Raw genomic sequence first — 19,023 nt, forward strand, 5'->3', positions numbered from 1 at the left:
GTTCAATCTGAGCCATGATCAAACTCTTCAATTAAAGTTTTTTGGTTTGTTTCAGCAGAAACAAAACCGGCTCAATGATTTATACTGATTTCTTACATAAAAGTAATTTTGTGTAGTCACTCAGTTCATTGATTATTTTTGTTTGAATTCACTTCGAAAAGTAAAAGCAAACTAGTGATTATCAACTCACAAGTGCCCACACAGATTAATAGGTTTCAAATTGTTAAAGAGCTTACCAACATTTGCTGAACTTGTGATTTAAATCACCGTTCTGCGTTGGTGGAGTCGAAGTATAGGCCGATGCGCATTTCATGCAAGTCTTTTATTAAAAAAAACAATCAACCGAACAATAAACAACCATTACGTATATAAAGGCATCAATAACCTCGCTTTATCCTCTTTTATCTCAAGAAAACTCTTATTCCACCACCTTAAATAGCTATGTTACAATTCAGTTCTATTCGAACGTTACTGAGATAAACAAATGAAAATCGGTATTATTGGTGCAATGGAACAAGAAGTTGCCATTCTAAAAGAACAAATTAATGGCTTAGCGACAACAATCAAAGCTGGTTGTACTTTTCATACAGGCACATTAAATGGTGCTGAAGTCGTTTTACTTCAATCAGGCATTGGTAAAGTAGCGGCAGCCGTAGGAACAACTCTTCTTATCTCAGATCATAATGTAGATGTTGTTCTTAATACTGGCTCTGCTGGTGGGTTTGATTCTTCATTAAATCTTGGTGATGTCGTTATTTCTACAGAAGTTCGTCATCATGATGCTGATGTAACTGCATTTGGTTACGAGATGGGACAGATGGCACAACAACCAGCTGCTTTTAAAGCAGATGAAAAACTAATGGCAGTCGCAGAAAAAGCATTGACTCAAATGGAAGATAAGCATGCTGTACGTGGTTTAATCTGTACTGGTGATGCTTTTGTATGTACGCCTGAGCGCCAAGCATTTATTCGCTCTCATTTTCCTTCTGTTATCGCTGTTGAAATGGAAGCGTCAGCTATTGCTCAAACTTGTCATCAATTTAGTGTTCCATTTGTTGTTGTTCGTGCAATATCTGATGTGGCAGATAAAGAATCACCAATGAGTTTTGAAGAATTCTTGCCCCTTGCTGCAGAAAGTTCATCAGAAATGGTGATGAAGATGGTTACTTTATTAAAGTAATAACATAATAATGGAGTTAACGATTCGTTTGCTCCATTGTCCCCCTATATATAGTTAATACATATATGCTTGATAAACTGTCCTTCTTCATCGCCGATTATTCCCTATTAGTTTTATGGGGCGCATTGTTATTTCATTTATTTTTGCCGATACCTGTTCACGCCCACCCAATGACTATTTGGCGAAAGTTTGCAGAACTATTGTCTACAAAAGTAAATACAGCTCGATCCTATCAACAACGTTTTATTTCAGGCGCTCTTGCCTGGTGCTTAATGATTATCCCTTCATTTATTGTTTGTATTGCTGCATTACCTATCGTTTGGAATCTTCCCTTATTCAATCTAGGATTACTCTTAATTTCTTTAGAATGGCGAGGGGTTGAAAAACTCTGTAAAGAAACTATTCAAGCGATTAATCAAAATAATAAAAAAGAAGCAAAAGAAGCCTTACTTCCTTGGGTAAATCGAGATGTAGAACCTCTATCAATTTTAGGTTTAGGGAAAGCCAGCGCCGAAACCATTATTTTAGGTTATGCCCGAACGGTTATTGGGGTTTTATTCTGGTATGGCATCGCTGGTGGGATTGGTGCTTTCATTTATCGCTTATCTTTAGAGTTAGCCAGAGCTTGGTCTCCATCAAGAGATTCATTTCGTCCATTTGGGATCCCCGCTTTAACCATTCAAGCGTTCCTTGATTTTATTCCTTTAAAACTTTTTAGCTTATTATGTCTTTTAGGTGAAAAATGCAGATTAACCCTTCAACGCCTCAAACAACAACAAAAAAGTTGGGCAAATAAAAATAACGCTTGGTTATTAATTATCATTGGCAGTAAATTTGAATTATCTATGGGAGGACCCGTAATTTATCAAGGAAAGAAAATAAGTCGTCCAAAGCTAGGAGGGAAAATTGTACCTTCAGCGATTCACTTAGCTCAGATCCATCGTTTTTTAAGCTGGAGAATCGCCATTTGGATAATTCTTCAAAGCGTCATCATGGTTATACTTAAACAAGGGCTATAACCTTACTTCAACAACATCATGCAGTAAGTCATAGAGGACAAGATGTTAATCTATACAATTGATATGTTCGGTACCGCCATTTTTGCAATTTCAGGAGTGTTATTAGCTGGGCGGTTAAAAATGGACCCTTTTGGGGTTACCGTTTTGGCAAGTGTTACCGCTATTGGTGGTGGTACGATTCGTGATATGGCTCTAGGTGCAACCCCCGTTTTCTGGATTACCGACACAAATTATTTGTTGGTCATTTTTATTACTTGTATCTTAACTATGCTTATCATCAGAAAACCAAAGCGACTTCCTTGGTATGTTTTACCAGTATCGGATGCGATTGGTCTCGCCGTTTTTGTCGGTATTGGTGTAGAAAAAGCACTTAAGTATAATGCAGATCCCATGGTCGCAGTTATTATGGGCGTTATTACCGGTTGTGGTGGTGGGATTATTCGCGATGTTCTTGCCCGTGAAGTTCCGATGGTATTGAGGAGCGAAGTTTATGCCACCGCTTGTATCTTAGGCGGAATAGTTCATACCTCAGCCTTAGAGTTTAATGTTCCCTCATCCACCGCAATGCTATGTGGTGTTGCGACAACTCTTGTTATTCGTCTAGCCGCTATTCGTTGGCATTTATCTTTACCTACCTTTGCGCTAAACAAATAATCAATCCCTAGATAGGCAGTATGTTTGCTGCCTATCTATTCTATTCATGATTAAGCCTGTTTATTTATTGAACTTTTATTAGAAAAAAGGTGACGAAGCTTTAACTATAACCTCCGCTCATGGCAGTAAAGCGAAAAACAAGCTAAACTTCTATGTTGTTATTTGTATTCAATATTTACTACTTAATCGAATGATATTATCTAAATTAACTCGTATTCCCGTGATTCATCGCATTCTTATAGGTCTCTGCAGTGCAGGAGTCGTTGCCGCAATTGCAACTATTCCAGACTCTGTGGCTCCTAATTCTGGCTTTTATAAATTAAACGTTGGTCAAACTTACCCTACAGAAATCCGTCAAGAAGCCCTGATCTCTCATGAACAATCAGGTAAAAACCAACAACTGACTTGGGAAACTTACACAGTAAAATCAGGTGAAAGTGCCTCTGTATTATTCAACCGAGTCGGATTAAGCGCCCGTCAATTATATAACCTAACCAGTAGCGACAAAGAAATAGAAACACAACTGACTCGCTTACGACCTGGTGATAAACTTAAATTTGGTTTTAATCAAAATCAAGAAATCATCCAACTGATCCGTCCTATAAGTCAATTTGAAACCTACCGTATTAGTAAAGTAGGCGATGGTTACTTAGGGTTACTTGAAAAACAAGAAATTGAAACTCAACTGAATTATACCAAAGCAACGATTACTTCCAATTTCTGGAATGCTTCTATTACTGCAGGGTTAAACCCGAATCAGATAATGGAACTAGCGGGGATTTTTGGTTGGGATATTGATTTTGCATTAGATATTCGTGCTGGTGATACCTTCACTGTACTTTATGAAGAGAAGTACGTAGAAGGCGAATATGCAGGTAAAGGAAATATTATAGCGACCACTTTCACTAACCGTGGCGACACGTTTACCGCAATTCGTAATGATAAAAATGGAAATTTTTACGAACCTAATGGTCGAGCGATGAAAAAAGCATTTTTACGCTCTCCAATTAATTTTCGTTATGTTAGTTCTAATTTTAATCCACGTCGTCTTCATCCAGTAACAGGACAAAGAACCGCACATAGAGGGACTGATTATGTTGCCCCTGTAGGAACGCCGATTTGGGCTGCCGGTGATGGTGTCGTAGATAAATCAGGATATAACCAGTTTAATGGTAACTATGTATTCATTCGTCATAGTAATACTTACATTACAAAATATTTACACATGACTAAACGCTATGTAAAAGCAGGACAGCGAGTAAAACAAGGTGATACCGTAGGTACGCTTGGTGGAACTGGCCGAGTGACCGGCCCTCACTTACACTATGAATTTTTAGTCAATGGCGTTCATAAAGACTCAAGAACCGTTTCTTTACCCCAATCTAAATCGCTAACAGGTAAAGATAAAAAAGAGTTTGAAGTTGTCGCAAAACAGCGATTAAAAGAGTTAAACCAATACAGTCAATTTATTGTAGGTACTCATCCGGTACTCACTCACTAATATCAATAATGAAGCTCTAGTTATAAAGACTAGGGCTTTTTCTTTTACTAATATCTTTAACCACTCCTACGTTATCTCTTCCTAGCATTAATAAGCATGGTGTCAGTACTAATGTCAGCACCGTAGCAAAAGCAAGTCCACCAGCTACAGCAGTCGCTAACTGAGACCACCACTGAGTACTTGGTGCACCAAATTCAACCTTTTGATTAAGTAAATCAATATTCATTTCAAGCACCATTGGCATCAACCCTAATATGGTCGTTATCGTCGTTAACATCACTGGTCGTAAACGTTGCACACCCGTTCGTAATATCGCATCCACTTTATCCACACCAGCTTTACGCAATGTATTATAGGTATCAATCAGGACTATATTATTATTAACCACGATGCCAGCAAGAGAAATCACCCCAATACCTGACATAATGATACCAAACGGTCGTTGAAAAATAAGTAACCCGGCAAACACTCCGACGGTTGAAAATAAAACCGCACTTAATATAAGCAAAGCTTGATAAAAGCTATTAAACTGCGTGACTAAAATAATGGCCATTACTGCTAATGCAATAACAAATGCATTTTGAAGGAAAACAGCTGAATTATTTTGCTCCTCATTTTGCCCTCTAAGTTTAAATACAACTCCTTTAGGTAAATTTAACTCTTTTAAACCACGCTCAATATTTGGTAATTCAATACTTAAATTATAACCATCACTCATATCAGCCTTTACTGTCAATACTCGGTGTCCATCAATTCGATGAATCGTATCTTGCTTGTGAGTAGGAATAATTCGAGCAAAATTGGTTATAGGAATTAAACCATGACTGGTTTTTACCCTTAGCTCATCAAAACGTCCAATATCTCGGTGCTCTTTAGGAAATCGTACTAATATATCAACTTGTTCATTATTATCATCAGGTAAGTAATCACCAATTTTCAATCCATTAGTGACAAATTGTACGGTATTACCAACCAATGTTGCATCAGCACCAAAGCGTGCCGCATCGTCTCTACGGATATCGATTTTCCAATCAATGCCTTGTTTATTCGAAGTATCACTAACATTCGTAAAAGCAGGATTGGCATCTATCCAGTTTCTTGCTTTTCTAACCGATTGATTCAATGCTTCACCATCACGAGAACTCAATTCAATAACTAAATCATGCTCACTTGGTGGGCCAGCATTGGGTGTACTAAATTCTAATTCTATCCCTGCAATATTTTCTGTTTTATCTCTTAAATCTTCAATAATCTCTTTCACTGATCGACGATATTGCCAATCTATAGGTGTTATTTGAATTTGGCCTATCTCATCATCCCCCCCTGTACGAGTATAAATACTATCTAACTCCTTCATTCCTAATATTTCATTTTGTACTTCCACCATGATCTTATCTTTTTCATTGATAGATAAATCACCATGAGATCTAACTTTGACGGTTAAAAACGGAGGATCTACCTCAGGGAAAAACACCACCCCCAATCCCGCTTTAGCGTAAGTAAAGCCAATGCCAATAGAGAAAACAACAGCCAAACAAAGTATTTTAAATGGATGCTTCAAAGCAATCGATAATGTATTGAAATACAATTTAGTTATGCCAGTAGCCTGACTGTAGTCACCATTACTTAATGCTTGTAATTTATGTCTTTTTTCAGGGAGAACTTGCTGGGGTTTACCAAATAAACTGCCTAAAACAGGAATAAATAATAAAGCCATAAATAAAGAGGCAGTTAATGTCGCCATTAGAGTTAATGGCAAGTATTTCATAAACTCACCAGTCGTATCTGGCCAGAATAATAAAGGAGCAAATGCCGCAAGAGTGGTTGCAGTAGAAGCTATAATGGGCCACGCCATTCTTTGCGCTGCTTCTCTATAGGCGATGACTCGATGAGCCCCTTCTTGCATTCTCCTATCAGCATATTCAGTCACAACAATGGCTCCATCAACTAACATGCCTACCGCCATAATTAATGAAAATAGAACCACAATGTTCACGGTTAATCCTGCGAGGGAAAGCATTAATAAGCCAGTAAGAAAAGAGCCGGGGATAGAGATCCCAACCAAAAGTGCGGTTCTCGCGCCCAATACAGCAATGATCACAATAACAACCAACAATATCGCCGATAAAATATTATTTTGCAGATCATTAAGCATGATCTTCACGTCTTTTGACTCATCCCAAGTGTATTTAATTAAAAGATTATTTGGCCACGTCTCTAACTCTTGGGCTCCCAATAAAACCGCTTTTACGATCTCAACGGTTTCAATAATATTCTCACCTGAGCGTTTTTTTATATCTAAAACAATGGCTTTTTCACCATTCAATCGTGCATAACTGTTTGGATCTCTAAACGCCTTACGAACTGTCGCAATATCACCAAACGTCACTACTTGCTTACCATCGACCTTAATTGGTAACTCTAAAACATCTTTTAATGACTCAAAAACGGAAGGTACTTTGATAGAGAATCGTCCATAGCCTGTATCCACAAATCCAGCGGCAACCACTCGGTTGTTCAAAGCAATCAAATTATAAATAGCAGCTTGATCTAAGCCATAGCTTTCAAGTAAAAGAGGATCAACAATAATTTCAACAACATCATCTCGATCCCCTGCAATATCAACCTCTAATATTTGCTTATAGCTTTCTAGTTTATCTCTTAGTTGACGAGCAATTTGTATTGTTGTTCTCTCTGGTACCGTGCCATATAACACAACGGATAAAACGGCTTGCTCTGCGGCTAAAGTTACCTCATTAACAGTTGGTTCATCGCTCTCTTCTGGCAAATTAGGCTTAACAAGATCAACCGCATCTTTTACGTCATTCAGCGCTTTATCTAAATCCGTTCCTACGGAGAACTCTAACGTCACTGAACCGTGACCTTCACCCGCCACCGACGTCATTTCTTTAATCCCTTCAATGGATCGTAATTCTTGCTCCATTGGCCGAACAAGTAAACGCTCAGAATCTTCTGGAGAAATTCCTTGATGACTCATTGAAACGTAAATAATAGGAATGGTGATATCGGGGTTCGATTCTTTGGGGATAACTATGTATGTCAACGCACCAGAAATAAGCAGTAAAGTAAGTAACATTAACATCGTCCGAGAACGACTTAATGCCGCATTAATAATTGCTAGCATAGTATTCCCTTACTTTCTTCTCGCATGAATAAAATCACCATCGCGAACAAATCCTTGTCCAACCGTAATGATTTCAACTAACTCGCCTAACCCTGTCAACCACACTCCATCATCTTCTGCTTTTACTAATTGAATGGGAATAAATTTCACCTGATCAGTGCTTTCTTGACTGCCCATCGATTGGACTACCGTTTTAACGCCGAGATCTCCATTTTCATTAAGCGAAAGCATGGCTGGTGTAATTTTAATGGCCGGTTGAAGATCTAAATCGATCTCAACTTCAGTGCTTATTCCTGCGGGTAATCGATCTCCTATATTGGGAATTTCGATTTCAACAGGAAACGTATTTGTCGAAATCGAAGAAACCCTCGATATATAACGAACGCGCCCTTCAATTGAAGAGTCATTAATAAAACTCACCCTTGTTTTTTGATTTACATTCAATTGAATAATGTGTCTTTCACTCACATTGACTTCGATCACTAGTGGATCAAGCACCACCACTTTTGCAACTGGATCTCCTCGGCTCACAAAATCGCCGACTTCCACAAACAAATGTTCAACAATCCCATCAAATGGCGCAACTATCGTGGTATTTTTTAATATTAATTCTGCATTTCTAACTCTGGCTTTCGCTTCGGCTAATGAAGCTTGAGATTGACTAAAAGCGACCTCACCTTGTAATCCTTTGCGTCGTAACTCTTTCGAGGCTTTAAATTCTTTCATTCGAACAGAATAAATGGCTTTAACTTGACTAAGTTGCAAATCAAGATCGGCCATATCAAGACGAGCTATTGGCTGTTCTTTTTTTACTTGAGCCCCTTTTTTAACTAGAATTTCTTCAATTTGAGCAGCAACTTGAGCCCCAAGCGTCGTCTCACGATCAGGAGCGGTGCGCCCATATAAAGAAATAGTACGGTTCGTGGGCGTTGATGAAAAAGTTTCAACAGCAACATTAGCAAGAGGAATAGTGAGCGTATTTAGTGTTTGTTTTCTCGTAGATTCTTCAGCTTGAGAAGGTCCACTTAATACCCAGAATAATAAACAACAAAATAAAATGGACGAAATAATCCAAGGGCGATGAACGAGGTATGAAAAAAAAGCAGATGTGAATTTACCCATAGCAACAATCCTTAGTGCTTAGGAATAGGTAAACAGTAATACATCCTGATTTACTGTAAGTTATGTCGTTTTACAAAGCAGAGAATAAGGTAAACGAAAAAATATTCATTTACCTATATTATAGTAAATCTTAAACGCTAAATGATGCACCACAACCACAAGTTGTCGTTGCATTAGGGTTATTAATGAAAAAACGAGAGCCTTCTAGGCCTTCAGTATAATCAACAATGCCACCAATTAAGTATTGTAAGCTCATTGGATCAACAACAAGTGTTACACCATCATTTACAAGGGTCATATCGCCTTCATTTACTTCTTCATCAAAAGTAAATCCGTATTGGAAACCGCTACAACCACCACCTGTAATATAAACACGCAGTTTTAGATTTGGATTTTCTTCTTCTGCAATTAACGTTTTAACTTTTGCTGCTGCAACATCAGAAAACGTTAACGGCACAGATACATCACTCATTTAAACCTCTCAAGATTGGTTTCCAATTCTATTTTAATTTTGATTATCTAATACCTGACTGTTTCATTCAAGTATTCAATACAAACATCCTCTTCAACCGGGCTAAGTCAATGCTCACACAACACGATTATTTACTTATTAGATGGGGATTAATACGATCAACTCAAGCATTCTAATTCAATTTAGGTACAATAACGTCCAACTGGTCCACTTGATTACTATGAGGATATAAGTAATGACCAAATCAGCAGAATTATTCGCAAAAGCGCAAGAGAAAATCCCTGGTGGTGTAAACTCACCCGTTCGTGCTTTTGCTGGCGTTGGTGGTTCACCAATTTTTATTGAGCGTGCCGATGGCCCATTAATTTTTGATGCCGATGGTAAAGCTTATATTGATTATGTAGGTTCTTGGGGTCCAATGATCCTTGGTCACAATCATGCTGCGATCCGTGAAGCGGTTATCTCTGCGGCACAACGCGGACTGAGTTTCGGGGCTCCAACTGAAACTGAAATTAACATGGCTGAATTAGTATCAGAATTAGTTCCATCGATGGAACAAGTTCGCATGGTAAGTTCTGGTACTGAAGCAACGATGAGTGCGATTCGCCTTGCTCGTGGCTACACTGGTCGTGACAAAATCATGAAGTTTGAAGGTTGCTATCACGGCCATGCTGATAGTTTGCTTGTAAAAGCGGGTTCAGGCGCATTAACTCTTGGCCAACCAAGCTCTCCAGGCGTTCCTGCTGATTTTGCTAAATATACATTAACAGCCACCTTTAATAATTTAGATTCTGTTCGTGAACTTTTTGCTGCAAATAAAGGCGAGATTTCTTGTATTATCGTGGAACCTGTTGCTGGCAACATGAATTGCATTCCGCCAGTTGAAGGGTTTCATGAAGGTCTTCGTGAAATTTGTGATGCTGAAGGCGCTCTATTAATTTTTGATGAAGTGATGACGGGTTTCCGTGTTGCTGAAAATTGTGCTCAAGGCTATTACAACATTAAGCCTGACTTAACTTGTTTAGGTAAAGTTATCGGTGGCGGCATGCCTGTAGGCGCATTTGGTGGCCGCAAAGATATAATGCAATACATTGCACCTACGGGTCCGGTATATCAAGCAGGTACGCTTTCTGGCAACCCCGTTGCGATGGCAGCAGGTTTTGCTTGCTTGAAAGTTCTTACTGAAGAAGGCAATGAAAAAAGACTTGCCACAACAACAAAACAACTTGCTTTAGGCTTTAAAGAATTAGCAAATAAACACGGGATCCCGATGGTTGTTAACTATGTTGGTGGAATGTTTGGCTTCTTCTTTACAGACCAAGAGACAATCACAACTTACGAAGATGTGACTAAATGTGATATCGAACGATTCAAACGTTTCTTTAATCTAATGTTAGCACACGGTGTTTACCTTGCCCCTTCTGCATTTGAAGCTGGCTTTACTTCTTTAGCACACGGTCCAAAAGAAATAGAAGCAACATTAGAAGCCGCTGATCGTTGTTTTGCTAAAATAGCGGCCGAATCAAAATAAATGTAATCAATTAACCGATAAATGGTCTTCTTAATCAAAGAAGACCATTTTTATTGCCAAAAATAAATGACTAGTACTCCTAGCCCAATAATAATTAACGGCAATATTGGTATTTTTCTTTTTTTATTACTACTGCACGTATCTTTACCACAACAGCCCATCGTTACTCTCCATTATTCTTGCTAAGATTAACAAGTATCTATATAACTTACATTCATCATTTATAAATCGCTACCGCATCATAAGGGAATAATGTGTCTCATTTCAATAAACTAAATTCTAGTCATTGGGTTTTAGTCGCCGCTTTACTTGTTGCAAGTTATGCGTGCTTTCTATTAATAGAACCCTATTTAAGCCCAATCATTCTTGCCTTTATTATGTCTCTCTTATTTGCACCTTTACATAATAAAATTAGCGAAAAACTGCCAAAAAGCCCAAATAGTGCGGCTATTTTATCTTGTACCGCGTTAACTTTTATTATCGCTATTCCCCTCTTTTTTGTCTTTGTTGCCATTGTTCAGCAAGGGGCTACTTTTTCTAAAGACGCTTATCATTGGGTAACCGAAGGTGGCATTCAAACTTTATTTCAACACCCTATTGTCTCTCAAATATTGGCTTTTATTAATAAACACTTGCCTTTTGATGCCATAGATCCAAATGAAATCACACAAAAAGTAGCGCAATTAGCCTCTCAAGTTGGAACTAAAGTTGTCGGTGTTAGTGCTCAGATCCTTGGCGATGCCACGAATGTCTTAGTAAATTTCTTCTTAATGCTATTTGTTCTGTTCTTCCTACTGCGCGATCAAGATAAAATAATCTCGGCATTTCGTCATGTACTTCCTCTTTCTAGAAGCCAAGAAGACCGTTTACTTGATGAAATTGAAGAAGTATCAAAATCCGCTATTCTTGGTTCGTTTTTGACCGCAATAGCACAAGGTCTTGCTGGAGGCTTTGCCATGTGGCTAGCTGGCTTCCCAGGTTTATTCTGGGGAACGATGATGGGATTTGCCTCATTTATTCCAGTCGTAGGAACCGCACTTATTTGGATTCCGGCAACCATTTATTTACTGCTAACCAATCAATGGGAATGGGCGATTTTCTTAACCGCTTGGGGCGTACTTGTTGTTGGTTCAATTGATAACATTGTGCGACCACTATTAATGCAAGGAAATTCAGGAATGAACACTCTGCTTATTTTCTTCTCACTACTAGGCGGCATTCATTTATATGGTTTAATCGGTTTAATCTATGGCCCATTGATTTTCGCACTGACTTTGGTTCTATTTAATATGTACGAAACTGAATTCAAAGGCTTCTTAGACCAGCAAGATAAGAACTAACACCCTCAAAGCAACTACATTAAGGCTGTATTACCTAACTAAGGTTAAACAGCCTCTTACTTTTCTTTTCCTTACCCTTCCTTTGTGGGACAATCTCGCCAGTTTTTGTATTCTTTCGAGGCCATTATGTCTTACTCTGCTCCAAGTCAAATAACTCAGCGTCAACTTGCCTATTTTGAAGGTAAACACGTACTCATTGCTGGTGAGCTTAATGATGATTTCCCTCTTGAGCTAGATAAGCATTGTGCTTCTACATCTATCTTTACGACCAATTATGGTTACTACAAACAATTTTCAGAAAACCCAAAAATTAACTGTTATTTCGGAACCGAATTAATAGAAGAAAGCCATGCAGATATGGTTTTACTGTATTGGCCAAAAGCAAAAGCTGAAGCTGAGTACTTACTCACTATGCTATTAGCCAAACTAGGAAAAGACACCGAGATCATCGTTGTTGGTGAAAACCGCAGCGGAGTAAAAAGCGTAGAGAAAATGTTCGCGAATTTTGGACCAATGAACAAACTGGATTCAGCTCGACGTTGCAGCTTTTATTGGGGTCAATGTACAGAAGCGGCGCCAAGCTTTAACTTACAAGATTGGTTTAAAGAATATCAAGTTCAATTTAAAGAACACACGATTGAAGTAAGAAGCTTACCTGGTGTATTTAGCCATGGTGAATTTGATAAAGGTTCAGAATTACTGCTTCAAACTCTGCCAAGTTTACGTGGTCATGTTTTAGATTTTGGTTGTGGTGCTGGCGTGTTAGGTTCTGTAATGAAAACCATTAATCCGAAAATCCATTTAGATATGGTTGATATTAGTGCGCTCGCAATTGCTTCTTCCATTGAGACATTAAAAGCCAATGGATTAGAAGGGAATGTATTTGCAAGTGACGTATATTCTGACACGAAACAAAACTACCAATTTATCATCAGCAATCCACCTTTTCATGCAGGGCTAAAAACACATTATTCTTCAACCGAAGAGTTGCTTCAAAAAGCACCGCAAAATTTAACTCATAGCGGTCAAATGATTTTTGTCGCTAATAGCTTTCTACAATATCCACCAATTGTTGAAAAAGTATTTGGTCATTGCAACACATTAGCAAAGAATAATAAATTCAGAATTTATTCCGCACAAAAGTAATTATTGTATACAGCCGCACTTTGAGACTCTGTTGCTTGATTTTTAACGTAATTTACGTATAAGAGGCAGCAGAGTTCCTCGTTATTAATAAACTTCATATTTTCATTGATACGTCAATCGTGTCAATTTCGCTGAACGGATAACAGTGCATATTAGGCCTTCAAATGGATAAAAAACAACACTTTAAACGTCTTCAAAATACGTTAATGATTGCATTTCTTGTTTTAAGTATTACTCCTCTTTCTGTTATTGCTATATTTTTTCTACACTCACATAGCCAAGATCTCGCAACTCAAAGTACCGCGCATCTTGTTTCATTAAGAGACAATAAAGAGCAGCAAGTAAGTAACTACTTCAAAGCTCGTAAATCAGAAGTACTTGGCTTTGCTCGTTCCGAGTTAGCCAATGCTAGTGGTGGGCGTTTCTATGGTTTAATTAGTGCCTTCCCTCGCCTTGGTAATACGATTGAAGATGCGAGGAGCAATGCTCAAATTCGATACATTGGCGGCTCTGGTAATAAAATACGAACCAGTATTCTTCCTGAATCCGATTCTTATATTGGTAGTGAGCGCTATCGTTTACTTCATAAACGATACCACTGGGCATACCTTGAACTATTAAAGCGATCTGATTTCACTGACATTCTTTTAGTCGATATCGATGGTAATGTCGTTTATTCCCAGAAAAAAGAAGATAACTACGGTACTAATTTAATTACGGGAAAATACCACGACACACCACTTGGAAAAACCTACAGTAAAATTCGGTCTATGATGGAAAAACCAGAAAATAAAGACGATATTCCTGTCGTATTTTCTGACTTTTCTATTATGAATGGAGAAAATGTCTCTTGGTTTGCTGCACCAATTGTACAGCAAGGTTATTTGCACAGCTTTGTCTTGTTTAAACTGCCAAACAACGGTCTAAGCCTGCTATTAAAAAATGGACAACAAGATTCATCATCGATAAAAAGCTATCTTGTTGGTGATAATTCTCTTTCTTTAATTAGTGGTATCAGTACCGATAAAAATACATCTGAAAATATTATCCAAGCATTAAGCGGGAAAACTGACGTAGGCAGCTTTACTGATAAAAACAACAATAGTGTACTTTCTGCTTTTACCGTGGTTCACATTGACGACAAAGTATGGGGGCTCTCTGTTGAATTACCAGAAAAAGAAGCCTTCTCTCGTATCAAACAATTAGAACAAATTTTTGTTATCGCGATGATATTAGCCATTGTGTGTGTTGTTATTGCTTCCCATTTCTTATCAAATTCAATTACTGCACCTTTATTGAGGTTAACGTGGGTAGCAGAGAGACTCTCGGCAGGCGATCTCGATCAAAAAATGATCAGCACCGATCGAAAAGATGAAATAGGACGATTAGCAGTCAGCTTTGCACGTATGCAGCGATCTATTCGTGAAAAAATTCAATTAATCAAAGCTCAAAATGAAGAATTAGAAACAAATCTTTCTATTATTCAACATAAAAACCAAGAATTAGAAGCGGCTGATAAACTCAAAGATGAATTTCTAGCCACCACATCTCATGAATTAAGAACACCATTACACGGTATGGTCGGTATTGCTGAAGCCCTTTATACTGGTGCTAATGGTCCAATCTCCGCTTCTCATCGTCATCAATTAGAAATTATAATTAATAGTGGCCAGCGCCTAACCAACTTAGTGAATGATCTTTTGGATTACCACAAAATGCGTCACGGCAATCTGGATATAAATCGCCACGTTGCCGACTTATCATCGGCAACAAGTTTGGTTTTAGAGCTATCGCATCATTTGCTGGGCAACAAACCAATAAGAATAATCAATCAAGTAGATAAATCTTTACCTTCTGTCTATGCTGATGAACAACGATTAGAACAAGTACTTTATAATTTAATCGGTAATGCGATTAAATACACTTCAGAAGGAAAGATTGTTATTTCAGCAAGTGTTGTCGATCAATTCTTACGAGTTCAAGTTGTCGATACTGGTCATGGTATTCCTGCTGATGAATTAGAGCATATTTTTGAACCCTTAATTCAAGCAGGGCATGATTCTAATCGCTATCGCCAAGGATCAGGGCTTGGTTTGTCAATCAGTCGCCAATTAATAGAATTAATGGGTGGATCGCTGTACGTAAGCAGCCAACCAATGGTTGGCGCGACCTTTAGCTTTACTTTACCTTTAGCGTCTAAAGATCAAATTCAACAACATAAATCCCTAACAAAAGAAGATATTGCTCATTATCAAACACCAGAAAAACTAGAATATAATTTAGACGATTTAGATGAAACTCAACCAGAAAATCCGAATGGTCCTTTACTTCTTGTTGCTGATGATGAGCCCGTTAATTTACAAGTGTTAAGTAGTTTCTTAAAACTGGAAGGCTATCGCGTAAAAACGGCCAATGATGGCCCTGAGACATTAAAACAATTAGAAGAAGAAACGCCTGAATTAGTGCTACTAGATGTCATGATGCCAGGAATGAGTGGATATGAAGTATGCCAGGAGGTCAGAAAACAATATAGCCACTCTCAACTGCCTATTATCATGCTCACGGCTTTAAACCAAACTCAAGATAGAGTGAGAGGTTTTGAATCAGGTGCTAATGACTATTTGAGTAAACCATTTAATAAACAAGAGCTGGCGGCAAGGATAAAAGCACATTTACAAGCAAGCCAAGCAGAAATAAGGCTAACAGAGAATGATCGCTTACAGCAAGAGATCCGACATAGAGAAAAAGTAGAAGCCAGTTTATTAGAAACACAAACTCATATCTTAGGGCAACTAAACCATGCCCAAGAAGCCATTATTTGTGCTAAATCTGACGGTAAAATTCAATATGTAAACCATGCTGCAGCAAAACTTTTCTTACGTACAGAAGAGCAATTATCACGATATTCAATTGATGAATTAATAGCTAAACGCAGCTTAATTGAAGGTGATAAACATTATAGAGGTAATATCGATGTCTATATTGATGGTTCTATTGAACAAATTAATGCTGACTTAGTACACCTACCTCCCGCATCAGGCTTATCTCTAATGCTTATTGTTAGTCATAAAAATGAAGCCAGTGAGCAGCGTATATATGATTTAGAAAGCGCGGTAGAGGCGTTGTCCGCGTTTGCTTTCGAAGGAGATAAGCAAAAGCTTAACTCTTTGTCTTCTATTGGTGGTGACATTGCACAATTGGCAATTAAAGCGAATGAAAATAAAGAAGATAAAGGAACAATTATGCGAGAGCTCATTGTTGATGGCATGATATCTGCCCTATCATATTGGGAAGAATCTACTGGGCATTCAAAATTTACACTCGCAGAAGAAAGTGGATTATGGCGCGTATATCTTGATAGAAGCACATTGCAAACTCGCACGCTAGATAAGTATTTACGAGTTGAGTCTCTCCCTAAAACACCACGTTGGCGAACGGTAGTCAGTACATTGGAATATATTCTAGAACATTGTAACGAACACAACCAAGACAGAGAGAAGCTCATAAGAATAAAAGATAAGCTTCAAATTCTTATTTCATCAAATTAATCATCGCAAATCTCCGATTAAAAGCCTGCAATATATTGCAGGTTTTTTTATACCTACACAATTTTCCTCAGCGAATTAAGATAAAAACTCACGACTTAAAAAGATAAAATTACGCTAAAAAATCGACAAATAAGTTGTAAATAATATATTTGTCATAAGAATGAGAAGCCACTCACAACAAACATGCGGTGATAATTTTAGCGGTAAAATTAATGACAGAGATCACACGTGATACTTATCACTATCTCTCAGATTAAGACACAAAGCCATTTAAATAAAAGCCTAAAAAGTAAGTAACCACTAACTATTAATTTTATAGAACGATGTAAATAAGAGACTGGTCACATTAGGCTAATTGTGCAAAATTCACTCGTAAAAAACAAAAATGACGTTTTTGACGTGAGAAAAGCTGATTTTGCCGTTTTTAACGGTAATCTCAATTGACGTTTTAGTCAGAAAACGTTTTTCTATACATGCCCAAGGCATACAGACCACTCAACAACCATTTAGGATGTTCTGGAAAAATTGGTATTTGAGGTATGCCTTAATGTGTATTTAGCAAATTGTTAAATATGTATAATCGTGAAACTAAAGCAAAGAGTAAGGAACAGCTATGCTTGCCAATATTAAAAAAACTACATTAGCTGCTGCAGTATTAGCAGCAACAACTGGTTTTGCTGCTACAGATGCAGCAGCTCGCAGTGAGCTAACAATAGTACCTGATTTCTACCCTACAATGATTCAAAACTTTAACCCATACCTTGCCACTAACCTTCGAACAACAACTGATTTTGTTTACGAGCCATTAGTTATCTTCAATGAAATGCATGGTAATGAACCTGTAATGCGTCTTGCAGAAGACTTCCGTATGTCAGACGACCTAATGAGTGTTACTTTTGACATTCGTAAAGGCGTTAAATGGTCTGATGGCGAAAAATTTACTGCTGATGATGTTATCTACTCTTATCAACTACTGAAGGACAAGCCAGAACTTGACCAACGTGGTATCAATAAGTGGGTTACTAAAGTTGAACGTTTGAATGAATACCAAGTTAAATTCACTTTGTCTGAAGCTAACTCAAACGTACCTTACGAAATTTCATTAGTTCCAGTTGTTGCTGAGCACATTTGGTCAAAAGTTGAAAACCCAACAACGTTTACTAATGAAAATCCAGTCGGTACTGGTCCGTTCACTGAAATCGATACATTTACACCTCAACTTTACATTCAGTGTCGTAACCCTAACTACTGGGATAATGCGAACCTAGATGTTGATTGTTTACGTGTTCCTCAAATTGCGAATAATGACCAACTACTTGGTAAAATCGTAAACTCTGAGCTAGATTGGACTTCATCGTTCATTCCTGACATCGACCGTACTTACGCATCAGCAAGTCCAAATCACCAATACTGGTACCCGCCATCAGGTACTCAAGCGTTGATGGTTAACTTCAAAAACCCAGATGCAGCTAAAAACGAAGCGTTAACAAACGTTGAATTCCGTCGTGCTATGGGTATGGCTCTTGACCGTCAAACTATCATCGACATCGCATTCTACGGTGGCGGTACAGTGAATGATTTCGCATCAGGTCTTGGTTATGCATTTGAAGCATGGTCTGACGAAACAATTCATAATAAATACAAAAAATTCAACACATATAACGTTGAAGGTGCGAAGAAGCAATTAGCTGACGCTGGATTTAAAGATGTAAATGGCGATGGCTATGTTGATACGCCATCAGGTAAACCATTTGAGCTTCTAATCCAATCACCAAATGGCTGGACTGATTTTAATAACACAGTACAACTTGCGGTTGAACAACTAGATGAAGTTGGCATTAAAACAAAAGCTCGTACTCCTGAGTTTGCGGTTTATAACCAAGCGATGCTAGAAGGCACATATGATGTAGCTTTCACTAACTACTTCCACGGTGCCGATCCACACCTTTACTGGAACAGTGCATACAACTCAGCACTACAAGAAGGCGATGGTATGCCTCGTTTCGCAATGCACTACTTTAAAGATGCGAAACTAGATGCACTACTTGATAGCTTTTACAAAACAGCAGACAAAGAAGAGCAAATTGAAATCGCTCATGGTATTCAGAAGATCATCGCTGAAAACCAAGTAACACTACCAATCTTGTCTGGTGCTTACATGTACCAATACAACACACAACGCTTCACTGGCTGGTGGAACGAGAAGAATCCTAAGGGCCGTCCAAACATCTGGGCTGGTATTCCTGAACGTCTTCTACATGTTCTTGACCTAAAGCCTGTTAAGTAATATGTAACAACTTTTGCGGTGCATCTCTTGTGCACCGCCTATTCCCCCTTCCCTATTAGCTAAAGGATTGGCGCTCGT

General features: G+C 38.2%; 12 protein-coding genes. 9 read left to right on the forward strand and 3 right to left on the reverse strand.

Translation table 11 applies throughout. The features are described 5' to 3' along the window. Nucleotides 1-484 precede the first annotated feature (484 nt). The 4 genes from mtnN to shyC all read left to right on the forward strand — a co-directional run bounded on the left by mtnN (nt 485) and on the right by shyC (nt 4,354). Nucleotides 485-1,180, forward strand: a complete 696-nt coding sequence (gene mtnN, locus A6E04_RS20300; RefSeq protein ID WP_012551035.1) for a 5'-methylthioadenosine/S-adenosylhomocysteine nucleosidase — start codon at nt 485-487, stop codon at nt 1,178-1,180. A gap of 65 nt (nt 1,181-1,245) precedes the next feature. Next, nucleotides 1,246-2,199, forward strand: a complete 954-nt coding sequence (locus A6E04_RS20305) for a cobalamin biosynthesis family protein (RefSeq protein ID WP_065612242.1) — start codon at nt 1,246-1,248, stop codon at nt 2,197-2,199. Between the two features lie 42 nt (nt 2,200-2,241). Beyond that, on the forward strand, nt 2,242-2,853 hold the full coding sequence (locus A6E04_RS20310) for a TRIC cation channel family protein (protein ID WP_012551037.1): 612 nt from the start codon (nt 2,242-2,244) through the stop codon (nt 2,851-2,853). A gap of 190 nt (nt 2,854-3,043) precedes the next feature. Beyond that, a complete protein-coding gene (gene shyC, locus A6E04_RS20315; protein WP_065612243.1) occupies nt 3,044-4,354 on the forward strand; it encodes a peptidoglycan DD-endopeptidase ShyC in 1,311 nt (436 codons plus the stop codon). Nucleotides 4,355-4,370: 16 nt separating this feature from the next. Here the strand turns inward: shyC and A6E04_RS20320 are convergent, their stop codons facing one another. The 3 genes from A6E04_RS20320 to erpA form a co-directional block, all read right to left on the reverse strand. Then, nucleotides 4,371-7,499 (reverse strand): efflux RND transporter permease subunit, encoded by a 3,129-nt coding sequence (locus A6E04_RS20320; protein ID WP_065612244.1) that lies wholly within the window; start codon nt 7,497-7,499, stop codon nt 4,371-4,373. Nucleotides 7,500-7,508: 9 nt separating this feature from the next. Further along, nucleotides 7,509-8,621: an efflux RND transporter periplasmic adaptor subunit gene (locus tag A6E04_RS20325; RefSeq protein WP_023604535.1), complete on the reverse strand. Its 1,113-nt coding sequence runs from the start codon at nt 8,619-8,621 to the stop codon at nt 7,509-7,511. Nucleotides 8,622-8,751: 130 nt separating this feature from the next. Then, nucleotides 8,752-9,093 (reverse strand): iron-sulfur cluster insertion protein ErpA, encoded by a 342-nt coding sequence (gene erpA / locus A6E04_RS20330; RefSeq protein WP_012551041.1) that lies wholly within the window; start codon nt 9,091-9,093, stop codon nt 8,752-8,754. 235 nt (nt 9,094-9,328) lie between these two features. Between erpA and hemL the strand changes: the two genes are divergently transcribed. The 5 genes from hemL to A6E04_RS20355 all read left to right on the forward strand — a co-directional run bounded on the left by hemL (nt 9,329) and on the right by A6E04_RS20355 (nt 18,945). Beyond that, entirely contained in the window at nt 9,329-10,624 is a 1,296-nt protein-coding gene (gene hemL / locus A6E04_RS20335; protein WP_017021788.1) for a glutamate-1-semialdehyde 2,1-aminomutase, read from the forward strand. A 254-nt stretch (nt 10,625-10,878) separates the two neighbouring features. Beyond that, the gene (locus A6E04_RS20340; protein ID WP_017021787.1) at nt 10,879-11,964 is read left to right on the forward strand and encodes an AI-2E family transporter; all 1,086 of its coding nucleotides are present in this window, start codon (nt 10,879-10,881) and stop codon (nt 11,962-11,964) included. Between the two features lie 126 nt (nt 11,965-12,090). After that, entirely contained in the window at nt 12,091-13,110 is a 1,020-nt protein-coding gene (rsmC, locus tag A6E04_RS20345; protein ID WP_050996374.1) for a 16S rRNA (guanine(1207)-N(2))-methyltransferase RsmC, read from the forward strand. Nucleotides 13,111-13,274: 164 nt separating this feature from the next. Next, complete coding sequence (locus tag A6E04_RS20350; protein ID WP_017021785.1) at nt 13,275-16,658, forward strand: response regulator; 3,384 nt, start codon at nt 13,275-13,277, stop codon at nt 16,656-16,658. Nucleotides 16,659-17,271: 613 nt separating this feature from the next. Then, a complete protein-coding gene (locus tag A6E04_RS20355) occupies nt 17,272-18,945 on the forward strand; it encodes an ABC transporter substrate-binding protein (protein WP_017021784.1) in 1,674 nt (557 codons plus the stop codon). Nucleotides 18,946-19,023 lie beyond the last annotated feature (78 nt).

The organism is Aliivibrio logei (assembly GCF_001691055.1).
GTDB classification, from domain to species: Bacteria; Pseudomonadota; Gammaproteobacteria; order Enterobacterales; family Vibrionaceae; genus Aliivibrio; species Aliivibrio salmonicida.